Source organism: Pseudomonas oryzihabitans (genome assembly GCF_014522265.1).
Lineage (GTDB): Bacteria > Pseudomonadota > Gammaproteobacteria > Pseudomonadales > Pseudomonadaceae > Chryseomonas > Chryseomonas aestiva.
The window spans coordinates 4290850-4315482 of record NZ_CP017024.1 but is presented as its reverse complement, the minus strand read 5'-3'; the positions used below and the strand labels follow the sequence as shown (position 1 = coordinate 4315482).

The window sequence follows — 24633 nt, the reverse complement described above, 5'->3', positions numbered from 1 at the left end:
TCAGCGCACCTCGGCCTGGTAACGCTTGGCGAAGGCTTCCTGGACCGCGGCCATGTGACCGTAGTCGACGGTGCCGGCGCGGGCATAGTCGGCGGCGGGCAGGAAGCGCGCCTTCACCTCGGCCGGCAGCGGCACGTCCCGCACCGGCCGCAGATAGGCCTGGGCCCAGAGCGCCTGGCCCTTGTCCGACAGCACATAGTCCAGCACCTTCTCGCCATTGGCGCGGTGCGGCGCGCCCTTCACCAGGCTCATGGTGTAGGGCACGGTCAGGCTGCCTTCCTGGGGAATGACGAAGGCCACCGGGGCGTTGTCCTTGTAGCGGGCGCGGTAGGCGTTGAAGTCGTAGTCCACCAGGATCGGGATCTCGCCGGAGAGCAGGCGGGCATAGGCGGTCTGCTTGGGCACGATGGGATCGTTGGCGGCCAGTTTCTTGAAGAAGGCCATGGCCGGACCGAAGTCGTCGAGGTTGCCACCCAGGGCCTGGTTGAGCGCTACCGCGGTGACGTAGCCGACGAAGGCGCTGGACGGATCCAGGTAGCCCACCAGGCCGCGGTACTCGGGCTTGAGCAGGTCGGCCCAGCGCTGTGGCACCGGCTTGCCGCCCAGGGCCTGGGTATTGACCATGAAGCCGAGGGTGCCGGAATGGATGGCGGTCCATTCACCCTGGGGGTCCTTGAGGCCGGTCGGAACCTGGTCCCAGTGCTTGGGCTGGTAGGGCTGCAGCACCCCGGCCTTGTCGGCCTGGATGCCGAAGGTCACCCCGTAGTAGACGACGTCGGCCACCGGGGCTTCGCGTTCGGCCACCAGCTGGGCCAGCGACTGGCCGGAATTCTTGTTGTCCTGGGGGACCTCGATACCGGTGTCGGCGGCGATGGCCTTGAGCTGGGCACCCCAGTCGGCCCACTCCAGCGGGCAGTTGTAGCAGATGGCGGTTTCGGCGGCCTGGGCGCTGGCCAGGCCACAGGCCAGGGCGACGCCGGCCAGGAGACGACGCAAGGGGAAGGGTGATTTCATCGGTAGGGCTCCTTCAAGGGGCCGGCACTGGTGCCGGGACGGACGAGGCAGGGCAGACACTGCTGGTGGGTGGCACTGCCGGCGATCAGCGCCAGCAATTCGGTGACGAGCACGGCGCCCAGGCTCTGCAAGGGCTGCATGACGCTGCACAGGCTGGGTTCGAGACGGGCGCCCATGGCGATGCCATCGAAACCCACTACCGAGAGTTGATCAGGCACGGGCACCCCGTGGCGCTGCAGTTCGGCGATGACGCTGATGGCCAGCAGGTCGTTGGTGCAGAGCAGGGCGGTCGGGGCGTGACGCTCCAGCAGCGGCGCCAGCTCCGCCCAGTCGGCGTCGGTGTGGCTGGCCAGCTCCAGGCGCGGCAGCGTCGGCAGGCCGGCGGCGGCCATCGCCTGGCAATAGCCGGCGAAGCGGCGCTCGCTGCGATCCGACTGCTGGGCCGGCCCCGAGACCAGGGCGATGCGGCGGTGCCCCAGGCCAAGCAGGTGCTCGGTGGCCATGGCCATGCCCTGGCGGTTGTCCACCGCCACCGCCGCATAGGGCCGCTGGGGTTCGTGATAGGCCAGGATGAAGGGCGTCCGCTCCTGGCTCAGCTCGGCCAGCACCTCGCTGCGGTCGGCGTCGGCCACCGTCAGTACCAGGCCGGCGACGCGCTGGCGCAGCAGTTCCTCCACCACCGCCGCTTCGCGCTCGGGCTGGTAGTCGGTGGTGGCGATCACCAGCGAATAGCCCTGGCTGCGCGCGGTGCGCTCCATGGCGTGCAGCTGTTCGGCGAACACCGGGTTGAGCAGGCTGGGCACCACCACGCCGATCAGCCGGGTGCTCTGCTGACGCAGCTGGCGGCCCAGCAGATTGGGACGGAAATTGAGACTGCGCGCGGCGTCCAGCACCCGCTGACGGGTGCTCTCGCGCACCTGCTCGGGCGTGGCGAAGGCGCGCGCCGCCGTGGCCCGGGAGACCCCCGCCTGTTGCGCTACCTGTTTCAGATCGGTCATGCCGGCCTCGTTTGAGATCGATCTCATTGGCGGCAGACAATGCCGGCGGCAGATGTCGGGAGGATGACAGCGAGATGAAGCTTCTGCTCTGGCGCCGGGCCCGGGCGCGGATGGCAGCAGGCGAGGGCGGGCCTGGGCGGGATATACCTTGGTATAGCCAGGCGTCCTTCGTTTCGATGGCTGGGACGGGATGGCGAGCCTAGATTAGCCCGGTGTCCGGACCCTGCGCGGCAGGGCCGGACACTCTCCCAAGGCCCCCTGCAAAGAGGTACGCCATGAAGACCCTTCCTGGCCTCTACACCCCCGCCGTGGCGCCGCGCTCGCTGCGGCAACGTCCCGCTTCCCTGTGGGCCGATGCCCTCTGCCTGGCCCTCGGGCTGATCGCCCTGGCGCTGATCTGGCATGGCGTCGCCGAAATGCGCGCGCCCCTGGCCGTGCTCGACGCCGATCCCATGACCCTGGACCTGGCGCGGCTGCCCGAGTACGCCCTGCGCACCACCCTGCGCATGTTCATCGCCCTGGGCGCCTCGCTGCTGTTCACCTTCGTCTTCGCCACCCTGGCGGCCAAGAGTCGCAAGGCGGAGCTGCTGATCCTGCCGGCCATCGACATCCTGCAGTCGGTGCCCATCCTCGGCTTCCTGACCTTTACCGTCAGCTTCTTCCTGGGCCTGTTCCCGGGGCGGCAACTGGGCGCCGAGTGCGCCGCCATCTTCGCCATCTTCACCAGCCAGGCCTGGAACATGGCGTTCGGCTTCTACCAGTCGCTGCGTACCGTGCCCGAGGACCTGCAGCAGGTGAGTCGCCAGTTCGGGCTGTCGCCCTGGCGGCGGTTCTTTCGCCTGGAGCTGCCGTTCGCCATCCCCGGTCTGGTATGGAACACCATGATGTCCATGTCCGGCGGCTGGTTCTTCGTGGTGGCCTCGGAAGCCATCACCGTGGGCGACAACACCATCAACCTGCCGGGCATAGGCTCCTGGCTGGCGCTGGCCATCGCCCGGCAGGACATTGCCGCCATCGGCTGGGCGGTGCTGGCCATGGGACTGGTGATCCTGGTCTACGACCAGCTGTTCTTCCGCCCGGTGGTAGCCTGGGCCGATCGCTTCCGCGTCGAGCAGACCGCCAGCCAGCAGGTACCGCGCTCCTGGGTCTACGACCTGGTCCGCCGCGCGCGCCTGGGCCGCATGCTGGGTGGCTTCGGCAGCTTCTGCATCCAGCTCGCCACCCCGCGGATCCGCCGCCCCTGGCCGCACTGGCACCTGGCGCCGCAAAGCCGCGCCTGGCTGCAACGCGGGCTGGACGTGCTCTGGTACGGCGCGCTGCTGCTGGTGCTGCCCTATGGCATCTATGCGCTGTATCGCTTCATCGCCGCCGACGTCTACTGGGTGGAAGCGGTCTCGGTGCTGGGCCTGGGTCTGCTGACCATGGCCCGGGTGCTGTTGCTGATCGCCGTCGCCAGCCTGATCTGGGTGCCCATCGGCGTCTGGATCGGCCTGCGCCCGGGCTGGTCGCAGCGTTTGCAGGCGGTGGCCCAGTTCCTCGCCGCCTTTCCGGCCAACGTGCTGTTCCCGGTGGCGGTGGTGGGCATCGTCAGCTTCCACCTCAATCCGGACATCTGGCTGTCGCCGCTGATGGTGCTGGGCACCCAGTGGTACATCCTGTTCAACGTCATCGCCGGCGCCAGCGTGCTGCCCAACGACCTGCGCGAAGCGGCCCGGCTGTTCGGCCTCAGGCGCTGGCAGTGGTGGCGGCAGCTGGCCCTGCCGGCGATCTTTCCCTACTACGTCACCGGCGCCCTGACCGCCGCGGGCGGTTCCTGGAACGCCAGCATCGTCGCCGAGGTGGTGAGCTGGGGCAACGAGCGCCTGCAGGCCCATGGCCTGGGCGCCTACATCGCGCAGATGACCACCGCCGGCGACTTCCCCCGGGTCGCCCTGGGCATCGTGGTGATGTCGATCTTCGTCCTCGGTTTCAACCGGCTGCTCTGGCGGCCCCTGTATGCCTACGCCGAACGGCGCCTGCGGCTCGACTAAGAGCCTGTTCAAAGGCTGCTGCGCGTCGGCCGAACTGCGTTAGAAATGGCTTCGGAATGCTCATTTACCGCTCGTAAACTCCGCTTCCTCAGCCATTTCCGCCTTGTCTGTCTCTAGCTCGCTAGCCTTTAAACAGGCTCCAGAGGAGAACCATCATGAACCTGACCACCCTGAACCCGCGTCCGCTCATCGACGTGCAGAACGTCCGCCAGCTGTACGGCAACGCCGGTGGCCCGGCCCGGGTCGTGCTGGACGAAGTGTCCCTGACCCTGCACGAAAACGAGATCGTCGGCCTGCTGGGGCGCTCCGGCTCGGGCAAGTCGACCCTGCTCAGATCCATCGCCGGGCTGCTCACCCCCAGCGGCGGCAGCGTCGCTTTCCCGCCCAAGGACGACGGCCAGCGCGCCCGGGTCAGCATGGTGTTCCAGAGCTTCGCGCTGTTTCCCTGGCTGACCGTGCTGCAGAACGTCGAGATCGGCCTGGAGGCGCTGCACGTGCCGCTGGACGAGCGCCGTCGCCGCGCCCTGGCCGCCATCGACCTGATCGGCCTGGACGGCTTCGAGAGCGCCTATCCCAAGGAGCTCTCCGGCGGCATGCGCCAGCGCGTCGGCCTGGCCCGTGCCCTGGTGGTGCACCCGGACGTGCTGCTGATGGACGAACCCTTCTCGGCGCTGGACGTGCTCACCGCCGAGACCCTGCGCACCGACCTGCTTGACCTCTGGGTCGAAGGGCGCATGCCGATCCGCTCGATCCTCATGGTCACCCACAACATCGCCGAGGCGGTGCTGCTCTGCGATCGGGTGCTGATCTTTTCCAGCAATCCCGGCCGCGTCGCCAGCGAGATCCGTATCGACTTGCCGCAGCCGCGCAATCGCCATGATCCGGCCTTCCGCGAACTGGTGGAGGAAATCTATGTGCGCATGACCGGCGAGACTACGCCGGCACCCCACGAAGGGGGCGTTCCCGGCAACGGCCTGGGCATGCGGCTGCCGACCGTGTCCACCAATGCCCTGGCCGGTCTGCTGGAGGCGGTCCAGGCCGCGCCCTACGACGGTCGCGCCGACCTGCCGGAACTGGCCGGCGGGCTGGGCTATGCACTGGACGAGCTCTTTCCCCTGGCCGAGGTGCTGCAACTGCTGCGCCTGGCGGTCCTCGAAGGTGGTGATCTGCGTCTGCTGCCGGCCGGGCGCGCCTATGTCGAGGCGGGGGTGGACGTGCGCAAGCAGCTGTTCGCCCGCCAGTTGCTCAACTTCGTGCCCCTGGTGGCCCATATTCGCCGGGTGCTGGACGATCGCCAGGGTCACACGGCGCCGGCGCGGCGTTTCCGCGACGAGCTGGAGGACTTCATGGACGAAGCCGACGCCGCCCGCACCCTCGGCAGCGCCATCCAGTGGGGGCGCTACGGTGAACTCTTCGCCTATGATCAGGCGGCCGATATGTTCAGCCTGGAAAACCCGGGTTAAGAGCGACTAATAAAACTACTGCGCGTCCGCCAGACGGGCGCGTGCAGTGCTCGGAATCCTCATGTATCCCCCATACACTCGTACGCGAGCCCGATGGGGTTCCTGCGCGCCGCGCGCACCCGCCTGACAGCCGCTCGCTACGTTTTGTTAGCCGCTCTAGGACGTCCACGCGACCACGAACGAGAGACTGGCCATGGATCGACGACCCTTCGCCACCACCACCCACTGGCTGCGGCTAGGCGGCCTCTGCGCCCTGGCGCTGGGCATCGCCCTGCTGGACACCTTCACCGACCGGGAGATCGCCATCGGCGTCTTCCAGGTGGTGGTGGTGCTCCTGGCGGCCGGCTTTCTGTCGGCGCGCGGGGTCACGATCACCGCGCTGGGCTGCACGCTGCTGGTGCTCTGCAGTTATGTCGCTACCCGGAGCGGGGATCAGGAGGCCGGGCTGGTCAACTGCATCATCAGCCTCCTGGCCATCGTCGCGGTCGCCGCCCTGTCCCTGCGCCTGGAGGCCGCCAAGCGCGCCGCCGACGCGGCCCGGACACGCCTGGCCCAGGCCGGGCGCCTGAGCCAGCTGGGTGAACTGGCCGCATCCATCGCCCATGAGGTGAACCAGCCGCTCACCGCCATCGCCGCCAGCGGCAACGCCTGCCAGCGCTGGCTGAGCAATCAGCCGCCGCAGGTGGAGCGCGCCGTGCAGGCGGCGCAGCGGGTCATCGACGACGCTCACCGTGCCAGCGCGGTGATCGCCCGGGTGCGCAGCCTGGTGCGCCAGGCGCAGGTGGCCAAGGATTGGCTCAACGTCGCCGATACCGTCGAGCAGGTGCTGGATTTCGTCCGCGCCGAATTGAACCAGCGTCAGGTCGCCGTGGAGGTTCGCCTGCAGGAGGGCCTGCCGCCGCTGCTGGCCGATGAAAGCCAGCTGCAGCAGGTCATTCTCAATCTGCTGCTCAACGCCCTGGACGCCCTCGAAGGGATGCCGCCCGAGCAGCGGCGGGTGGTCATCCAGGTGGGGCAGGACACCGCCGGCGCCATCCGCCTGGGCGTGGAAGACAGCGGTCGCGGCTTGACGCCGATGGCGCGCGAGCAGATGTTCGAGGCCTTCTACACCACCAAGGCGCAGGGCATGGGCCTGGGACTGGCGCTCAGTCGCTCCATCGTCGAAGCCCATGGCGGGCGGATCTGGGCCACCTCGCTGCCGGAAGGCGGCACTGGGGTCTACTGCAGCCTGCCCAAGGATCCACAACCATGACCTCTCAAAGCCTGACCGACCAGACCCAGTCCGCGCGGGTCCACCTGGTGGACGACGACGCCTCGGTGCGCGCCGCCGTGGAAGACCTGCTGGCGTCCGTGGGGCTCAGCACCCGCAGCTATGTCTCGGCCGCCGATTTTCTCCACCGGGCGCGGCTGGACGAACCGGGCTGCCTGGTGCTGGACGTGCGCATGCCCGGCATGAACGGCCTGGATCTGCAGCAGGAATTGCAGCGGCGTGGCCTGGCCCTGCCGATCATCTTCATCACCGGCCATGGCGACATCCCCATGTCGGTCCGGGCGATGAAACAGGGCGCTCTAGAGTTCCTCACCAAGCCGTTTCGTGACCAGGACCTGCTCGATGCCATCGACCAGGCGCTGCGCAAGGCGCAGGACGCCCATGCCCAGCGCCGGCAGTTGCAGGCCCTGCAGACCCGCCTCGACACTCTCAACGACGGCGAACGGGCGGTGCTGGCGCGGGTGGTGACCGGCCTGCTCAACAAGCAGATCGCCGCCCAGCTGGGGGTCAGCGAGATCACCGTGAAGGTGCGCCGCGCGGCCCTCATGCGCAAGCTGCAGGCCGGCTCCCTGGCGGAACTGGTCAAGATGGTGGAGCGGCTGGAGGCGTCACGCGGCTAGGTCATTGCGACGCGCCATGCAGCCGCTGGACAGCCTCCGCAGCTTTCTTGTCGCGCCAATCGCTGACGCGCTAAAGAAAGGCATTAGTCAGTCGATACGGGCTTTAGAGGATCGCCTTCCGCCGATCCAAGGAGCCCGTCTTGAATCTTCGTCAGCTACGCATCGCCCCCCGCGCCACCCTCTGCTTCGGTGCGGTCACCCTGTTCGTGATGCTGCTCGGCGCCTTCGCCCTGGTCCAGCTCAAGGCCCTGCGCGCCACCGAGCAGGCGATGGAAGCCGAATGGCTGGCGAGCGTCCAGACCACCGATGACATTCAGGTCGCGCTGCTGCACACCCGCCTCGAAAGCATCCGGCTGCTGGCCAGCGAGGACAGCGCGGCCATGGCCCTCGCCACCCGGCAGATCCAGGTGAATCGCGATCTGATGAACGCCCGGACGGCCTATTACCGCGACCACCTGATTTCCACCGCCGAGGAACGCAGCAACTTCGACCAGGCCGCCCTGCAGATGAAAGGCTATCTGGACGGACTGGATCGGGTGGTGACCCTGGCCGCCAGCGATCGCGCCGAAGCGCTCAAACTGGCCAATGGCGAGCAGCGCCAGCGCGCCGAAGGCTATCAGGAGCAACTGACCCGGCTGCGCGAATTCAACGGCGAAGGCGCCCGCCATGCCGGGGAAGCGGCGACGGGTATCTATGACCAGAGTGTCAGGATCGTGGTCGGCATCATGCTGCTGGCGGTGCTGGTCACCCTGCTGCTGGCCTGGCGGCTGACCCGTAGCCTGGCCCAGCCGATCGGCGCTTCCCTGGCCGTGGCCAATGCCATCGCCCAGGGCGAGCTGACCGGCAAGATCGATCCCACCGGCAAGGACGAAGCCGCCGGGCTGATGCGCGCCCTGGCGCAGATGCAGGACAACCTCAAGGACACCCTGCATGGCATATCCAGTTCTTCCAGCCGCCTGAGCGACACCGCGCGCACCATGCACGCCGTCACCGACCAGGCCAGCCGTGCCCTGGCGAGTCAGAACGCCGAGATCGACCAGGCCGCTACCGCGGTCACCGAGATGAGCGCCGCGGTGGAAGAGGTGGCCCGCAACGCCTCGTCCACCTCCCAGGCCGCGCGGGACTCCAGCGCCGCCGCGGAAAGCGGTAATGCCAAGGTTGGCCAGGCCCTCGATGCCATGCAGCGCCTCACCCAGCAGGTGCAGTCCACCTCGGTGCAGGTCGAAGGCCTGGCCGGACAGGCCCAGGACATCAGCCAGGTGCTCAGCGTGATCGGCGCCATCGCCGAGCAGACCAATCTGCTGGCGCTCAACGCGGCCATCGAGGCCGCCCGGGCGGGCGAACAGGGTCGCGGTTTCGCCGTGGTCGCCGACGAGGTCCGCGCCCTGGCGCATCGTACCCAGACCTCGACCCGCGAGATCGAGCAGATGATCCAGGCGATCCAGAAGGGCTCGGCCGAAGCCGTGGATTCCATGCAGCTCAGCTCCACCCAGGCCCAGGCCACCTATGCGGTGGCCCAGGAAGCCGGGGCGGCGCTGAGCGACATCCTCCAGGCCGTGCGCCTGATCGACGAGCGCAACCTGCAGATCGCCACCGCCTCCGAAGAGCAGGCCCACGTCTCTCGCGAGGTGGACCGCAACCTCATCAGCATTCGCGATCTGTCGGTGCAGACCAGCGACGGCAACCGCGAAACCGTGGGTGCCAGCGAGCAACTGTCGGAACTGGCCGGCGAACTGCAGACGCTGGTGCGACGCTTCAAGCTGGCGTGAGGGGAGGGCGCGCCGTCTGGTATCGCGCGCCCCGAAGTTACAGATAGTTACCTCTGACCACTGTTTTTTGCCAGCTCATCGGCGCGGGCAGGCTGGATGCTTCCCTGGATGATGGCATTTTGGTATCAATGGTTATTGTAATACCTATTAAATCCCGCCCACCGACGTGCTTGCCGAGAAGCCATGGCGCTGCCCCAATACAGCATCAGAGTGCCCGTGTCCCAGTTGCAGCTGGGCATGTACGTCTGCGAACTGGATCGGCCCTGGGAAGGCACGCCCTTCCTGTTCCAGGGATTCCCCATCCAGAGCGTGCAGGATCTCCGCACCCTGCAGGACACCTGCGAGTTCGTCTGGGTGGACCGGCGCCAGAGTCCTGCCGTGACGCCGCTATCGGCTAACCTGTCCGCCAACCTGGCGGCCAGCGCTCAGGCCAAGACCTATGCCATCGACTACCGGGGTGAGGTCAAGACCACCGAACCGGTGTGGCGCGAGGCCCGAGCCGTATCGATGCGGATGCTCGACGCCGTCAAATTCGGCAAGGAACTCAACGTCAGCGAAGTCCGGCGGGCGGTCGGCGAGTGCGTCGAGAGCGTGCTCAAGCATCCCGCGGCCAGCCTCTGGCTGGCGCGCATCAAGCAGCGTGACCACTACACCGCGGAACACTGCCTGCGCGTCTCGCTCTATGCCATCGCCCTGGGCAAGGCGCTGGGCATGCTGCCCTCGAACTGGAAGAACTCGGGGTGTGCGGCATGCTGCACGACGTCGGCAAGATCAAGGTGCCCGACGAGATCCTCAACAAGCCAGGCCGCCTGACCGAGGAAGAATTCCGCATCATGCAGGCCCATACCACCTACGGCTATCAGTTGCTGATGGCCAACAGCGAGGTGCCGCCCGCCGCCGTCGACGTCGCCCATACCCACCACGAACGCATGGATGGCAAGGGCTACCCCCGCCAGTTGCCAGCGCAGCGCATCCCCTTCAAGGCCAAGATCATCGCCGTGGTGGATGCCTACGACGCCATCACCAGCGATCGCCCCTACAGCGAGGGCCGTTCCAGCCTGGAAGCCTTGCGCGTCCTCTTCGAAGCGCGGGGCACGCAATTCGACGAAGTCGTCGTCCTGGCCTTCATCCAGCTGATCGGCGTCTATCCGCCGGGCGAGATCGTCGAGCTGAGCACCGGTGAGGTGGGCATCATCATCGGCTTCGACGCCGGCAGCAAATTGAAGCCGCGGGTGCTGATCGTGCTGGACACCAGCAAGCAGCCGCGACCGGAGCAGGTACTCGACCTGGCGCGCAATCCGCTCGATGAGCAGGGGCGCCTCATCAGCGTCCGCGCGGTAAAACCCTCGGGTGCCTATGGCATCGATATCGACGCCTACCGCGCCAAGGGGCTGGTGGTGCCGGGCTGAGTGGGCGTGCGGGTCGGCCGCCAGCGGTTGGCCATCAGAGGGTCTTCAGACCCGTTGGCGTCTCCAGATAGGCCAGCAGGTCGGGTCTCTCGCCAGGCATCACCGCGACGGGCCCGGAAAAACCGATCGCCTCCAGCTGCTGCCCGAGCACTGCGGCATCGGGATGCCTGAGTTCCAGACGCTGCAAGCAGCAGCCCTGGTCGATCAGCCCTGACGCGGGGTGCCGGGCATCGCCCCAGTCGATCAGGCTGGGCAGGACACCACCCAGCCGCAGCTGTCCATCGGCGTGGATCGATATCTGCCAGGCCAGCGTGCCGCGGCTCATCGACTCGATGCGGCCGAAGGTCTGCGTGAGGCGCGCATCCGCCTCAGCCAATCCCCGGGTCCTGGCCACCCAGTGCGCCAGGCGGGGCTCGGCATCGGGGCCCAGCTCATCCAGCCCGAACCAGCGAGGTCTGGTCGGCGGTGGAGCATCCGGGTCCGGGGCTATGACTTCCAGGTAGCAGTCACCCAGACGCAGCAGGAGGTTGTGGGTGCCCATGCGCGCGTGTTTGCCGCCGGGCTGCAGCGCCACGCCCAGGCGCTGCTCGACATGCAGAGCGCCCGCGGCGAGGGTCGGGGCCACGATGACCAGATGATCCAGGCTGGAACGTCTCATGGGTGCGACTCCTGAGTGGGTGAGGTGCGAGCACGAAAGGGGCGGCAGGGTCCGTTTGGCGTTCACCGGCCAGGCCTGGGTCACGATGGCAGCCACCGCGGAACGCAGTGGCTGCCCTGGCGGTTCCATTCAGGGCCGTGGGTCTTCGTCAATTGGCTCGTCCGGCATGGGCCTTGGCGATTGCCACGCCGGCTTCTCGTGAACTCGCTCATCGAAGGCACGGCGCGCGGCGCGGAAGTCTTCGACATTCTCGATGACCCAGGTCCAGATGGGCGTCATCCGGATCAGCAGACTCAGGCCCAGCGGCGTCAATTCGTATTCGACCCGGGGCGGGACTTCGTCGAAGTCGTGGCGCAGCAGCAGGCCGTCACGTTCGAGGGCGCGCAGGGTCTTGGTCAGCATCCGCTGGGTGATGCCCGAGAGTTGCCGCGCCAGCTCGGCATGCCGCATGACGCCATAGACCCCAAGCGCATGCAGGACCCCCAGGGACCAGCGACTGCCCGCATGGGTCAGCACCTCCCGGCGTACGCCGTCTTCGTCCCGCCTGAGCGTCTGGCAGATGGCTTCGGACTGTCGGAGGATCTCCAGATCGGTCATCTCGTCCCCTGGTATCACGCGTGTGCCTTCTTCTGAGCGCCGCTGGCGTCTGCCAGCATTCGCTCATCTTACACCTGACGTCTGGAGGCATGATGACTGCCCAATTCCCTACCGCTACCCAATCCATTCTCGTACTCGGCGCCGGCGAACTCGGTCTGCCGGTGCTGCGCAATCTCGCCCGGCTCTCCGGGCAAAAGCCGGGCTCGCGGATCAGCGTGCTGCTGCGCCAGGCCACGCTCGACAGCCAGGAGCCTGGCAAGAAAAGGGAGATAGACGAGCTGCGCGCGCTCGGCGTCGAGCTGGTTGCTGCCGACCTGGTCAGGGATTCCATCGAGCAGCTGGCGGCGGTCTTCGCCCAATTCGATACCGTCGTCGGTTGTGCCGGCATGGTGGCAGGACGGGAAACCCCCATGAAACTGGCGCGTGCAGCACTCGCCTCCGGCGTGAAACGCTACTTTCCCTGGCAATTCGGGGTGGACTACGACGTCATCGGTCGGGGCAGTCCCCAGGACCTGTTCGATGCGCAACTCGAGGTGCGGGAATTGCTGCGCGCCCAGCGCCAGACCGAGTGGGTGATCATCTCCACCGGGATGTTCACCAGCTTCCTGTTCGAACCCGTGTTCGGGGTGGTCGACCTCGTAACGGCTACCGTGAATGCACTGGGCAGCCTGGATACCTGCGTGACCCTGACCACCCCTGACGACATCGGCAGGCTGACCGCCGAGATCGTCTTCTTCGAGCCACGTTTCTGCAATGAAATCGTCTATCTCGCGGGTGATACCCTGGCCTATGGCGAGCTGGCCGAGCTGCTGGAGCGGGTATTGAAGCGTCCCTTCAAAACCAATGTCTGGTCGGTTCCCTACCTGGTGGACGCCATGGAGCAGGAGTCCGACGAGGATGCCAAGCACATCAAGAAGTACCGTGCCGTCTTCGCCCAGGGCCGCGGCGTCGCCTGGCCGATGGAAACCACCTTCAATGCCCGGCACGGTTTCGCGGTGACCAGCGCAGAGCAGTGGGCGCTGGAGCACCTGGGCGAGGCCGGGCGTGCCGAGTGAACCTGGCCGGGCCGGGACGTAGCCCGGTCAGGTAGGGCGGTGCCCCCGCTGTACTACCGGGCTCAACCAGTCTTCAGTAATAGGCAGGAGTGACACCACGGAGCGGAAGGATGGCCTCTCGGGCGGAGATGTTGCCCCGAGACATCACGTCAGTCCGCCAGGATCACTCCCACACGCCGCCCTGATCTCCCTGGCCAATTCCAGCAGCACCCCGGCATAGCGCTCCTCGATCTCCGCCTCCGACAGCGGGGTGGCCAGGCTGATGTTGAGGGCATGGGTGCGATAGCCGGGGAGGCCGAGGGGGGCGGCGATGGCGACCACTTCGGGTTGCCAGGCAGCCAGGCAGTAGCCCTTGCTGCGGACGCTGGCAAGGGCGGCGCGGATCTCCTGTTCCAGTGGCGCCCGGCGTGCCTCGCAGCGGCGGGCGCAGAAGGTGGCGATCAGCGTTTCGCGCTGGGCTTCGCCCAGGCCGGCGAGGCAGGCGCGGCCCAGGGAGGTGATGTCCATCGGCAGGCGCTGGCCGACCAGGACGTTGCGCGGGGTCTTGCGTTGACTCAGGCGAATCGACTCCAGGTAGATCATCTCGTCGCGGTCCGCCGCCGCCAGACTGACGTTGACCTGGTGCTCCCGCGCCACCTTGATCATCAGCGGCGAGGCGGCCTGCAGGAGGCTGCTGCCCTGGTGCATGGCATGGGCCAGGCCGAGAAAGGTCGGCGCCAGGCGATAGGCGCTGCGGCCGCCGTCGTAGTCCAGAAAGCCGGTACGCACCAGGGTCTGGGTCAGGCGGCTGACGGTGGACTTGGCCAGGCCGAGGAGGTCGCTGAGGTCGCCATTGGTGAGGTATTCGGTGCCCGGACGAAAGGCGCGCAGGACATCCAGGCCACGCTCCAGCGAGCGGTTGGCCGGTGCCTTGCCCTGGCCAGGCATGTCGGCGGCGTGCGGCTCGGCGACGGCGTGTTCCACCTGGTGGAATGGCTGCGTTGTCATGACAGGTCTCCTCGCGCAGATTGATTTCAAGCCTGGCGCAGATCCGGGCAGCCAATCAACCCAAGAATAAGAGAGGCCTCCCATGACGACAGCTCCCGAATCCTCGACCCCCATCGAGCTGACGGTGACCCAGGGCATCGCCACCCTGACGCTCAACCGCCCCGAAGCGCGCAATGCCATCAGCGACGACATGCGCACCCTGCTGATCGAGCACCTGGAGTGCATCGCCGCCGACAGCGCGATCAAGGCGCTGATCCTGACCGGTACCGGCAAGGGCTTTTGCGCCGGCGGCGACATCAAGGGCATGCAGGCGCGCATGAGTGCGCCGGCCGGTTCGGTGGCCTTCAACGGCTGGAAGCGCCAGCAACGGGTTCACCATGCCGTTTCGCTGCTGCACAACCTGCCCAAGCCGACCATCGCCGCGGTCAACGGCGCCGCCACCGGGCTGGGCTGCGACATGGCGCTGAGCTGCGACTTCATCATCGCGTCCGAGCAGGCGTCCTTCGCCATGAGCTACATCGCCCGCGGCCTCATCCCCGACGGTGGTGGCCTCTACTTCCTGCCACGGCGGGTCGGCCTGAGCCGGGCCAAGGAGCTGATCTTCACCGGTCGCACCGTCGCGCCGGGCGAAGCCGAGCGCATCAACATGATCGACCGGGTGGTGCCCCACGATGCTCTGCTGCCAGCGGCCCAGGACTGGGCGCTGCAACTGTCCGCCGGTTCCGCCACGGCGCTGGGGCTGAGCAAGTCGATCCTCAACAATACCTTCGAACTGACCCAGGGCCAGATCTCGGCCATGGGCAGCCAGGCCCAGGGCATCTGCTACACCTCAAGCGAACACCAGGAGTCGGTCGCCGCCTTCCTGGAGCGCAAGAGCAATGGTGGCCAACGATGAGCGCCCTCGACCGTCTGCTCAGTCCGGCCAGCGTCGCCGTCATCGGCGCCTCGGGCGACGCCCGCAAGACCTCCGGCCGGCCCATCGCCTTCCTGCGCAAGCATGGCTTCCAGGGACGCCTCTATCCGGTCAATCCGCGCTACGAGGAGATCGACGGCCTGCGCTGCTATCCCTCTATCGCCGAGTTGCCCGAGGTGCCGGACGTGGCTGTCATCCTGCTGGGTGCCGAACGTGCCAATCAGGCGGTGGCCGAACTGGCGGCGCTGGGCTGTGCGGCGGCCATCGTGCTGGCCGGCGGCTATGGCGAAACCGGGGAGAGCGGCATCCGCCGCCAGGCGGAACTCCAGGCCGCGCGCGGCGGCATGCGTATCCTCGGCCCCAATACCATCGGCCTGGTCAACGTCAGCGAGCGCATCACCCTGTCCGCCAGTGGCGCCCTGGACATGGACGCCCTGCTGCCGGGCAGGGTGGCCCTGGTCTCCCAGAGCGGCGGCATCCTCGGTGCCTTGCTCTCTCGCGGCGTGGCGGCCGGCATCGGCTTTTCCAAGCTGATCTCCACCAGCAACGAGGTGGATCTGGACGTCGCCGACTTCGTCGACCATCTGGCCGGCGATCCGGCCACCGCGGTGATCGCCCTCTACCTCGAAGGGCTGCGCGACACCGCCAGGTTCACCCGCGCCGTGGGCCGGGCCCGCGCCGCCGGCAAGCCGGTGGTGGTGTTCAAGGTCGGCCGCTCGGAAGCCGGCGCCAGCGCCGCGGCCTCCCATACCGGCGCCCTGGCTGGCTCGGACGATCTCTATTCGGCCTATTTCCGCCAGCTCGGGGTGATCCGCGCCGAGACCTTCGCCGACCTGCTGGACATTCCCTTCGCCCTGGCCAGTGGCCGGGTCATGCAGGGCACCCGGGTAGCCATCCTGACCTCCACCGGTGGCGCCGGTACCCTGATCGCCGACAACCTGGGCGTCAACGGCTTCCAGACCCCGCCGCCCGGCGCGGAGACGGCGGCGCGACTGCGCGCCCTGGACGTCGGCGACCAGGCGGTGCTCGACCGCAATCCCATCGACCTGACCCTGGCGGGTCTGCAACCGGAGGTGATGCGTGGCGCCATCAGCATCCTGCTGGACAGCCCCGACTATGACGCGGTGATCAGCGTGGTGGGTTCCTCCGGGGTGGCCCAGCCGCACCTGATGGCGGATGCCATCCGCGACAGCCTGGCCCATTCGACTAAGCCGGTGCTGGCCTATATCAGCCCCCATGCGCCGGCGGCGGCGCAGCGCATCAACGGTTCGGGCGGGGTGGCCTTCAGCGCTCCCGAAAGTTGTGCCGGAGCGCTCAAGGCGCTGGCCTTGCAAGGCAGCTATGCAAGGCAGCGCCCGGGGCAGCTCGGCGCCGCTCCCTCGGCCGAGTCGGTGGCTCTGGCGGACCTGCAACCCGGCCCGCTGGACGAGGCGCGCAGCAAGCAGCTCTACGAGACCTTCGGCATTCCGGTGACCCGCGAGCGGGTAGTGGGCGATGCGCGTCAGGCCGAGGCGGCGGCCCGCGAACTGGGCGGCGAGGTGGTACTCAAGGTGCTCTCGGCGCGCATCCCGCACAAGAGCGAGGTGGGCGGCGTGGCCCTGCGGCAGCGACCCGAGGGGATCGGTGCACGTCTGGAGCGGATGCGCGACGAGGTGACCACCCAGGTCGGCTTCGATCCCGAGGCCTTCCTGGTGCAGGAAATGGTCAGCGGCGGCGAGGAGCTGATCCTCGGCTTCACCCGTGATCCGCAACTGGGCCCGGCGCTGCTGCTAGGCATGGGTGGCGTGACCGCCGAACTGTTCCAGGACACCACGCTGCGCCTGCTGCCGGTGACCCTGGAGGATGCCCGGGAAATGCTCGCCGAATTGCGTACCTATCCCTTGCTGGACGGCTATCGCGGCCGACCCAGGGCCGACGTCGAGGCGGCGGCGCACTGCATCGTGGCGTTCTCCGACATGGCCCTGCGCTTGGGCGAGCGCCTGCAGGAGGCCGAGATCAATCCGCTGCTGGTCAGGCCGCAAGGGCAGGGCGTGGTCGCCCTCGATGGTCTCACCGTGCTGAGCTGAAGCGGTGCTGTTCCACAGGGTGGAACAGCGCCATTGCCGCTCAGGTTCACCCTTGCATAATCCAAGAACGCTTCATTTCTGGCTCATAACAATAAGTAGGTCACTATGAACAGCTTCCAGATCAACCGCCCTTGGTGTGCATCCCTACCGTCAGACGCCGTCGCGTCGTTCATGAGTCCTGAACCCGACGCCACGTCCTCGAACCGGGAGTAACGCCATGTCCGCCGTACTGAAGAACGCCAGCCCTCGCGAGCCGATCGGCAGCATCGCCACGGCGCCCACCGTGATTTCCTTTCGCAACGTCGCCAAGGCCTTTACCGTCAAGGGCGTGGCGAAACAGGCTTCCCACAGCATCAACGTCGACATTCAACAGGGCCAGGTGGTGACCATCGTCGGTCCTTCCGGTTGCGGCAAGTCGACCCTGCTCAACATGGTGGCCGGGTTGTTCGCCCCCACCGAAGGCCAGGTGCTCTACAGCGGCCAGCCGGTCAAGGGCATCAACGGTCGTACCGGCTACATGACCCAGAGCGATCACCTGCTGCCCTGGCGCGACGTGGTCGGCAACATCGCCGTGCCCCTGGAGATCCGCGGGGTGGGCAAGGCCGAACGCCAGGCACGCATCCGCGAGCTGCTGGCCCTGGTCGGTCTGGAAGGGCACGAGAAGGCCTATCCCAGTCAGCTCTCCGGGGGCATGCGCAAGCGTGCCGCCCTGGCCCGGCTGCTGGCCTACGATCCCGAGACCCTGCTGATGGACGAGCCCTTCGCGGCGCTCGATGCCCAGCTGCGCATGCGCATGCAGACCGAGCTGTTCAAGCTCAGTCGCCAGCTGAAGAAGACCGTGCTGTTCGTCACTCACGACCTGGACGAGGCGGTGGCCCTCGGCGATCGCTGCCTGATCTTCTCCGGTCGCCCCGGCACCATCGTCCGCGACGTGCCCATCCCCCTGGGCGACGAGCGCAACATCCTGCAGCTGCGCAAGGACCCGCGTTATCACCAGCTCTGCGGTGATCTCTGGGAATTCATCACCCCGAGCCAAGACGCCTGAGCGGCCCACCCCTGGAGAATCCTGCTATGAACATCTTTCTCGGCCGCGTCGCCATCTTCGCCGTCATCCTGCTGTCCTGGCAGTTCGCCTCGGGACCGCTGGTGGATCCCTTCTTCGTCAGCTCGCCCAGCGAGATCGGCGGCCGCTTCGTCGAGCTGGTCTCCAGCGGGCGGCTGTTCGCCCACGGCTGGATCACCGTCGTCGAGACACTGGCCGGCTTTTTCTGCGGCGCCTGCGCCGGGATCAGCGTCGGCCTGCTGCTGGGCCGCAACGAGACCCTGGCCAAGCTGCTCGACCCCATCCTGATCTCCATCTACAGCCTGCCCAAGGTGGCCCTGGCGCCGCTGTTCATCATGTGGTTCGGCATCGGCATCGAGATGAAGATCATCCTGACCGCCACCATCGTGTTCTTCCTGGTGTTCCTCAACACCTACAGCGGCGTGCGCGCCGTGGAGCGCGAGCAGTTGGAGATCCTGCGGCTGATGGGTGCCAAGGAACATCACCTGATCGGCAAGGTGGTGCTGCCCTCGGCCATCCAGTGGGTGTTCACCGGGCTCAAGCTGTCGGTGCCCTATGCGCTGATCGGCGCCATCGTCGGCGAGATCATGGCGGCCAACCGTGGCCTGGGCTACCTGCTGCAGGACGCCGCCGGCCAGCTGGACACCGCCGGGGTCTTCGCCGCGCTGCTGGCGATCATCTTCCTGGCGCTGCTGCTGCAGGCAGCGGTGCGCAAGCTGGAAACCGCGCTGATGCCCTGGAAGAAGGAACAGGACGCCCGCGAACTCTCGATCTGATCGCCCCCACTACCCATTACAAGAAGAAGAGAGGTTTTTGCCATGTCGTTCAAGCGTCTGTTTTCCGCCCTCGGCCTGAGCGCCGCGCTGCTTACCGCCACCCCCGCCGTGCAGGCCGATGAAGCGGTCAAGGTGGCCATAGGTACCGAAGGTTTCGTGCACATGCCGCTGTTCGTGGCGCTGGATGCCGGGCTGTTCAAGAAGCACGGGCTGGACGTCAGCCTGGTCAAGTTCAAGGGTGGCGGCGCCGCCGCCTCCGGGCTGGTCAGCCGCTCGGTGGAGTTCTGTTCCTGCGCCATCCAGAACGCCATCAACGCCAAGGTGAAGGGCGCCGACGTGACCCTGCTGGGGCGCATGGTCGGCCAGTATGCGAGCAACGTGGTGATCCGCCAGGAGGTGGCCGACCGCCTGGGGCTGAACGCCAACTCCACCGTCGAGCAGCGCCTGGCCGCCTTCAAGGGGCTGCGCCTGGCGGTCAGCGGTACTGGCGGCAGCGCCGACTTCCTGGTGCGCTTCCTCGGCCAGGAAGCCAAGCTGCAGTCGGAGAAGGATTTCACCCTGCTGTACCTGAACAATGGCGGCGCCATGCTGGCCGCCTTCGCCCAGGGCCGCATCGACGGCTTCGCGCTGTCGTCGCCAGCGTCGGACAGCGCGGTGATCGAGCAGAAGGGCTTCACCCTGCTGGACATGTCCGAGGGCCAGGTAAAGGCCCTGGACGGCTATCCTTCCATCGCCCTGAGCGCTCGCCGCGAGTGGTCGCAGGAGCATCCGGACACGGTCAAGGCCTTTCTTGCCGCGCTCAACGACGCCACCCAGCTGATCAGCCAGCATCCGGACGAGGCCGCCAAGGCCGTACGTACCCGCTTCGAGGGCGTCAACGACCAGGTCTATGCCGCCGCCTGGAAGAACAACCGCAAGTCCTTCCCCGCGACGCCCTATCTCACCGATGAGGACGTCCAGCGCGCCATTACCTTCCTGGGTCAGATCCAGAACACCCAGATCCCCGGTACCGCCGCCGACTACCTGACGCAGGTGCGCTGAACCGCACGCTTCCTTCCATCCCCCCTGGTACGCCGCGGGCGGCTAGGGTTCGGTAGAGACCTCCTATGCACAGGCATCATGACAAGCCGATCCTGGCGGCAGGGCTGGGTATTGCCCTGCTGTCGCCCCTCACCTATGCCGACGGCTTCCTCGAAGACAGCAAGGCCACCCTGGAGCTGCGCAACTTCTACATGAATCGCGACTTTCGCGACGGCAGCGGCCAGTCCAAGCGCGAGGAGTGGGGCCAGGGCTTCATCCTCAAGTACGAATCCGGCTTTACCCAGGGCACCCTTGGCTTCGGCCTGGACGCCCTGGGCCTGTTGGGGTTGAAGCTCGATTCGGGCCGTGGCCGCACTGGCACCGGTCTGCTGCCGGTAGACGACGAGGGCCGCGCGCCCGGCGAGTACGCCAAGGCCGGGGCGACCTTCAAGGCGCGTCTCTCCAAGAGTGAGTTGCGGATCGGCACCCTGCTACCGCGCTGGCCGACCCTGGTCACCAACAATGGCCGCCTGCTGCCCCAGACCTTCGAGGGAAGCCAGTTCGAATTCAGGGAGATCAAGGGTCTGACCCTGACCGGCGCCAACATCCAGCGCACGGTCTATCGCGACAGCTCCGGAGCCGACGGCCTTTCGCTGAACAACAAGAATCGCCGTTTCAGCGGCTCCCTTGAGGGGGGCGATTTCAATGTCGTCGGCGCCCTCTACCGCTTCGGCACCACCACCGATGTGAGCGCCCAGTACGCCGTGCTGGAAGATGTCTATCGCCAGCGCTTTCTCGGTCTGACCGACCGCCGCAAGGGCGACTGGGGCGCCTTCCTCACCGAGGTGCGGCTGTTCGACAGCGACGACGAGGGCAGCGCCCGCGGCGGACGCATCGACAACCGCGCCTTCAGCGCCCTGGGTACCTACAAGCGCGCCGGCCACTCCCTGGGCCTGGGCTATCAGAAGATGTCGGGCTCGACGGCCTTTCCCTACGTCAATGGCACCGACCCCTATCTGGTCAACTTCGTCCAGGTGGGCGATTTCGCCGAGACCAATGAGCGCTCCTGGCAGGCGCGCTACGACTACGACCTCGGCCAGCTGGGTATCCCCGGCCTGAACTTCATGACGCGCTTCGTACGCGGCAGCCAGGCCGAACTGCGCGGCGGCGCGTCCGGCGCCGAACGGGAACTGGATGTGGAGCTGCAATACGTGCTGCAGGGCGGCTCGCTCAAGGGCCTGAACCTGCGCCTGCGCAGCGCCACCTACCGTTCCGATTTCTCGCGGGACGCCAATGACGTCCGCGTCATCGCCAGCTATCCGCTGTCGCTGCTCTGACCCTTCGGGAGACCTCATATGACCACCGTAACCCTGCAACGGATCGACGCCCTGGGCGTCATCACCCTGGACCATCCACCGGTCAATGCCCTGTCCCGCGCGGTGCGTGCGGGGCTCCTGGCACGGCTGCAGGAGGCCCTGGCCGATGACGGGATCCAGACCCTGGTGATCACCTGCGCCGGGCGGACCTTCGTCGCCGGCGCCGACCTCCGCGAATTCGACCTGCCGCTGCAGGAGCCCCATCTGCCGGAGGTGCTGGCGGCCCTCGAAGCCTCGCCGAAGCCGGTGATCGCCGCGCTGCATGGCACGGTATTGGGCGGTGGGCTGGAGCTGGCATTGGCCTGTCATTACCGGGTCGCGGCGACCGCTGCCACCTTCGCCTTGCCGGAAGTCAGCCTGGGCTTGATCCCGGGCGCGGGCGGCACCCAGCGCCTGCCGCGCCTGGTTGGCGCGCCCCTGGCGCTGGACATGATCGTGGGCGGCAGGCGCCTGGATGCCAGCGCGGCGCTTGGCGCGGGGCTGATCGATGGTCTGGGCGAGGATGAACCTCTGGCCCTGGCCCAGGGCTTTTTGCGTGATCATCCCTCCTTGTCGCCACGGCCGACGGCGGTCCAGACGGTACCCCCGTTCGACCCCGACGCCTTCGAGGCCCAGGCCCGCGGGCTGCTGCGCAAGTTGCCGGGACAGGAGGCACCGGTGCTGGCGCTGGACGCCTTGCGCGGTGCCTGGCAGCTGCCGCTGTCCGCCGCCCTGCAGCGCGAGCGTGAGCTGTTCGTTGCCCGGCGCGAGTCCGCCCAGGCCCGGGCCCTGCGCCAGGTGTTCTTCGCCGAGCGCGCCCTGGCGGGTCGTAATCGCGCCCTGGCCAAGGCGGCGCCTCCCGTAGCGTTGCGGCAGGTGGCGGTGATCGGCGCGGGGCTGATGGGCAGCGGTATCGCCCTCTGCCTGGCCAACGCCGGCTTGGCCACCGTCCTGATCGATACCCAGCCGCAGGCCTTGGAACGGGGCCGCGCCACTATCGACAGCTATTTCTCCGGGGCCCTGGCCAAGGGCCGCCTGACGGCGGATCAGGCCAACGCGCGCGCCGCCCTGATCCGCTGTGAAACGACGCTGGACGCGGTAGCCGACGCCGATCTGATCATCGAGGCGGTGTTCGAGGATCTGGCGGTCAAGCAGGAAGTCTTTCGTCAGCTCGATCGCCTGGCCAAGCCCGGCGCCATCCTGGCCACCAACACCTCCTATCTCGATATCGATGCCATCGCCGGGGTGACCGGCCGACGGGAGGCGGTGATCGGCATGCACTTCTTCAGCCCGGCCCAGGTGATGAAGCTCCTGGAGGTGGTTCGGACCCGCGCGGTCGCGCCCGCCGTCCTGGCCAGTGCCCTGCAACTGGGCGAGCGCCTGGGCAAGACCACGGTGGCGGTGGGCAACTGCCATGGCTTCGTCGGCAATCGCCTGCTGGCGGTACGCGAACGCGAGGCGACCCTGCTGGTGGAAGAGGGCGCCGCCCCCGAACAGGTCGACCGGGTGCTGCGTGAATTCGGCTTTCCCATGGGTCCCTTCGAGCTGCGTGACCTGGCCGGGATCGACATCGCCTGGCGCAATCGCCAGGGGCGGGGTGAATCCCTCAGCCCTGCCGAGCGGGCCTGCGACCTGATCGAGCAGCTGCACGCCCGCGGTCGTCTTGGCCAGAAGTCCGGCGCCGGCTACTACCGCTATGAACCGGGTCAGCGCCGGGGCCAGGCGGATCCCCTGGTCGCCGAGCTGCTCGCTGCCCACCGTGAGCGCCGGGGCGTCACCCCACGCAGCTACAGTGATACGGAGATCCTCGAACGCTGCCTGTTCGTGATGATCAACGAGGCGGCCTGGCTGCTGGAGGAGGGCATCGTCGAGCAAGCAGTGGACATCGATCTGGTCTGGCTGCACGGCTACGGCTTTCCGCGCTATCGCGGCGGGCTGCTGTACCACGCCGACGAGTGTGGGCTGGAGCGGATCGTCACCACCCTGGAAGGCTGGTCCGCCGCCCTGGCCGAGCGCGGGACGCGAATCTCGCCGCGGCTCAGGCAGCTGGCGGCCGAAGGCCGGACATTTCTGGACCTATGAGTCGAAAGCAGCACCCTGAGCGACGCTACATATCCGATAGCGCCCCGTTCTTTGACCTTTCGTTCGCGCACCCCTAGGGTCAGGCAAGGGTGTATTCGTCAGACGATTGCGCCCGATCGGAATACCAATTTAGGCAATGGGAGTGTCAGATGTCTTTTGCTCGTTCGGCTTTGGCCAATCGCTTTTCCGCAATGATTATTACGGCGGCGACCGCCACCCTGTCGCTACCCCTGGCTGCGGCATCCACCGTCGAGGGCGCCCTGTCCTCGGTGCAGGGCGATGCCCGGGTCACCAAGGCGCTGGACGCGCTGCGCGCCGATGATGGTCGCACCTTCACGGAACAGAAGCACATCGCCCAGATTCCCTCGCCGCCGTTCAAGGAAAAGGTGCGCGCCGAGTATTACCTCAAGCGTTTCCAGGAGCTGGGCCTGAAGGACGCCAGCATCGCCCCGGAAGGCTATGTGATCGCCACCCGCAAGGGCAGTGGCCAGGGTCCGCAGCTGGTGGTCTCGGCGCACCTGGATACGGTGTTCCCCGAGGGCACTGACCTGACCCTCAAGGAAAAGGACGGCAAGACCTACGGCCCCGGTATCGGCGATGACGCCCGGGGCCTGGCGGCGCTGCTGTCGGTGATCGACGCCCTGAACAAGAGCGGCATCGAGACGGTGGGTGATCTGGTGTTCGTCGGCACCGTGGGCGAGGAGGAGCTGGGCAACCTGCGCGGGGTGAAGGCCCTGTTCAAGGATCGCCAGGGCATTGATGGCTTCATCTCGGTGGACGGCATCGACGTGCGGCGGATCGTCAATCGCGGCACCGGCAGCCACCGCTACGAGATGACCTTCAAGGGCCCGGGTGGCCACAGCTTCGCCGAATTCGGTCGACCCAGCGCCATCCACGCCATGGGTCGTGCCATCGCCAAGATCGCCGAGGTGCGTCCGCCCAAGGAGCCCAAGACCACCTTTACCGTGGGCACGGTGCAGGGCGGCACCTCGGTCAACGCCATCGCCGGCGAAGCGCGCCTGACCCTGGACATGAGATCCAACGAGGAGGCCGCGCTGCTGGCGGAAGAGAAGGAGATCCTGGCCCTGGTGCAGGACGCGGTGAAGGAGGAGAACAAGCGCTGGGACACCGATCAGATCTCGGTCGACATCAAGCTGATCGGTGATCGTCCGGCCGGTGGCACGGCGGAGGATTCGCCCATGGTACAGACGGCGCAGCGCTCCATCGCCGCCGTGACCAACGGCGCCAAGGTCACCTTGAGCGGTGGCAGCACCGACTCCAACACCGCCATGTCCCTGGGCGTGCCGGCCATGACCATCAGCGGCGGCGGGGAGGGCGGCAGTGCCCACTCGCTGGCGGAGTGGTACAAGCCGGTGGATGCCTACCAGGGACCGCAGAACGTGCTGCTGACCAGCCTGACCCTGGTCGGCGTCAAGGGCGTCAGCGAGCCGGTGCTGCAGGCCCACGGCAAGTAGCGGCAGGCAGATC

At 67.4% G+C, this 24633-nt stretch carries 21 protein-coding genes, 1 other RNA gene and 1 pseudogene; 18 read left to right on the top strand and 5 right to left on the bottom strand.

Going from position 1 to position 24633, the window contains the following annotated elements; translation table 11 throughout:
- Nucleotides 1-1014: an ABC transporter substrate-binding protein gene (locus tag BGI51_RS19970; RefSeq protein ID WP_252977136.1), complete on the bottom strand. Its 1014-nt coding sequence runs from the start codon at nt 1012-1014 to the stop codon at nt 1-3.
- Nucleotides 1011-2012, bottom strand: coding sequence for a substrate-binding domain-containing protein (locus BGI51_RS19965; protein WP_187979479.1), 1002 nt, complete (start codon nt 2010-2012; stop codon nt 1011-1013). The genes BGI51_RS19970 and BGI51_RS19965 overlap by 4 nt, the downstream gene beginning before the upstream one ends.
- Before the next feature lie 275 nt (nt 2013-2287).
- On the opposite strand from BGI51_RS19965, the gene BGI51_RS19960 reads away from it, so the two are divergent.
- From BGI51_RS19960 to BGI51_RS23605, 9 genes and pseudogenes are all read left to right on the top strand, one after another.
- Nucleotides 2288-4042, top strand: coding sequence for an ABC transporter permease (locus tag BGI51_RS19960; RefSeq protein WP_187979478.1), 1755 nt, complete (start codon nt 2288-2290; stop codon nt 4040-4042).
- Nucleotides 4043-4197: 155 nt separating this feature from the next.
- Nucleotides 4198-5505, top strand: coding sequence for an ABC transporter ATP-binding protein (locus tag BGI51_RS19955; RefSeq protein ID WP_133860800.1), 1308 nt, complete (start codon nt 4198-4200; stop codon nt 5503-5505).
- A gap of 82 nt (nt 5506-5587) precedes the next feature.
- Nucleotides 5588-5658: non-coding RNA, sX9 sRNA (locus BGI51_RS19950), on the top strand.
- Between the two features lie 40 nt (nt 5659-5698).
- On the top strand, nt 5699-6757 hold the full coding sequence (locus tag BGI51_RS19945; protein ID WP_187979477.1) for a sensor histidine kinase: 1059 nt from the start codon (nt 5699-5701) through the stop codon (nt 6755-6757).
- A complete protein-coding gene (locus BGI51_RS19940) occupies nt 6754-7395 on the top strand; it encodes a response regulator transcription factor (protein ID WP_187979476.1) in 642 nt (213 codons plus the stop codon). Before BGI51_RS19945 ends, BGI51_RS19940 begins: the two co-directional genes overlap by 4 nt.
- 140 nt (nt 7396-7535) lie before the next feature.
- Nucleotides 7536-8306 (top strand): annotated as a pseudogene (locus BGI51_RS24180) (MCP four helix bundle domain-containing protein); the annotation flags it as partial.
- Nucleotides 8280-9164 carry a methyl-accepting chemotaxis protein gene (locus BGI51_RS24175; RefSeq protein ID WP_431312633.1) on the top strand — a complete coding sequence of 295 codons (885 nt, stop codon included), beginning with the start codon at nt 8280-8282 and terminating at the stop codon, nt 9162-9164. The pseudogene BGI51_RS24180 and the gene BGI51_RS24175, both read left to right, overlap by 27 nt.
- A gap of 183 nt (nt 9165-9347) precedes the next feature.
- The gene (locus BGI51_RS23610) at nt 9348-9977 is read left to right on the top strand and encodes a DUF3391 domain-containing protein (RefSeq protein WP_252977135.1); all 630 of its coding nucleotides are present in this window, start codon (nt 9348-9350) and stop codon (nt 9975-9977) included.
- The gene (locus BGI51_RS23605; protein WP_356595473.1) at nt 9890-10573 is read left to right on the top strand and encodes an HD-GYP domain-containing protein; all 684 of its coding nucleotides are present in this window, start codon (nt 9890-9892) and stop codon (nt 10571-10573) included. Before BGI51_RS23610 ends, BGI51_RS23605 begins: the two co-directional genes overlap by 88 nt.
- Nucleotides 10574-10607: 34 nt before the next feature.
- Here the strand turns inward: BGI51_RS23605 and BGI51_RS19925 are convergent, their stop codons facing one another.
- On the bottom strand, nt 10608-11231 hold the full coding sequence (locus BGI51_RS19925; RefSeq protein ID WP_187979474.1) for a VOC family protein: 624 nt from the start codon (nt 11229-11231) through the stop codon (nt 10608-10610).
- A 129-nt stretch (nt 11232-11360) separates the two neighbouring features.
- Nucleotides 11361-11828, bottom strand: a complete 468-nt coding sequence (locus tag BGI51_RS19920) for a winged helix-turn-helix transcriptional regulator (RefSeq protein WP_187979473.1) — start codon at nt 11826-11828, stop codon at nt 11361-11363.
- Between the two features lie 92 nt (nt 11829-11920).
- Between BGI51_RS19920 and BGI51_RS19915 the strand changes: the two genes are divergently transcribed.
- Nucleotides 11921-12883, top strand: a complete 963-nt coding sequence (locus BGI51_RS19915) for an aromatic alcohol reductase (RefSeq protein ID WP_187979472.1) — start codon at nt 11921-11923, stop codon at nt 12881-12883.
- Between the two features lie 144 nt (nt 12884-13027).
- On the opposite strand, the gene BGI51_RS19910 is transcribed toward BGI51_RS19915, so the two are convergent.
- Entirely contained in the window at nt 13028-13870 is an 843-nt protein-coding gene (locus BGI51_RS19910; protein WP_187979471.1) for an IclR family transcriptional regulator, read from the bottom strand.
- An 82-nt stretch (nt 13871-13952) separates the two neighbouring features.
- On the opposite strand from BGI51_RS19910, the gene BGI51_RS19905 reads away from it, so the two are divergent.
- The 8 genes from BGI51_RS19905 to BGI51_RS19870 all read left to right on the top strand — a co-directional run bounded on the left by BGI51_RS19905 (nt 13953) and on the right by BGI51_RS19870 (nt 24620).
- The gene (locus BGI51_RS19905; RefSeq protein WP_187979470.1) at nt 13953-14765 is read left to right on the top strand and encodes an enoyl-CoA hydratase/isomerase family protein; all 813 of its coding nucleotides are present in this window, start codon (nt 13953-13955) and stop codon (nt 14763-14765) included.
- Nucleotides 14762-16849, top strand: coding sequence for an acetate--CoA ligase family protein (locus BGI51_RS19900; protein ID WP_187979469.1), 2088 nt, complete (start codon nt 14762-14764; stop codon nt 16847-16849). Before BGI51_RS19905 ends, BGI51_RS19900 begins: the two co-directional genes overlap by 4 nt.
- A gap of 217 nt (nt 16850-17066) precedes the next feature.
- Nucleotides 17067-17894, top strand: a complete 828-nt coding sequence (locus BGI51_RS19895; protein WP_187979468.1) for an ABC transporter ATP-binding protein — start codon at nt 17067-17069, stop codon at nt 17892-17894.
- A gap of 26 nt (nt 17895-17920) precedes the next feature.
- Complete coding sequence (locus tag BGI51_RS19890; RefSeq protein ID WP_059315106.1) at nt 17921-18688, top strand: ABC transporter permease; 768 nt, start codon at nt 17921-17923, stop codon at nt 18686-18688.
- A gap of 42 nt (nt 18689-18730) precedes the next feature.
- Nucleotides 18731-19729, top strand: a complete 999-nt coding sequence (locus BGI51_RS19885; protein ID WP_187979467.1) for an ABC transporter substrate-binding protein — start codon at nt 18731-18733, stop codon at nt 19727-19729.
- Nucleotides 19730-19794: 65 nt separating this feature from the next.
- On the top strand, nt 19795-21045 hold the full coding sequence (locus tag BGI51_RS19880) for an OprD family porin (protein WP_187979466.1): 1251 nt from the start codon (nt 19795-19797) through the stop codon (nt 21043-21045).
- Nucleotides 21046-21063: 18 nt separating this feature from the next.
- Nucleotides 21064-23145 carry a 3-hydroxyacyl-CoA dehydrogenase NAD-binding domain-containing protein gene (locus BGI51_RS19875; protein WP_187979465.1) on the top strand — a complete coding sequence of 694 codons (2082 nt, stop codon included), beginning with the start codon at nt 21064-21066 and terminating at the stop codon, nt 23143-23145.
- Nucleotides 23146-23336: 191 nt separating this feature from the next.
- Nucleotides 23337-24620, top strand: coding sequence for a M20/M25/M40 family metallo-hydrolase (locus BGI51_RS19870; protein WP_252977133.1), 1284 nt, complete (start codon nt 23337-23339; stop codon nt 24618-24620).
- Nucleotides 24621-24633 lie beyond the last annotated feature (13 nt).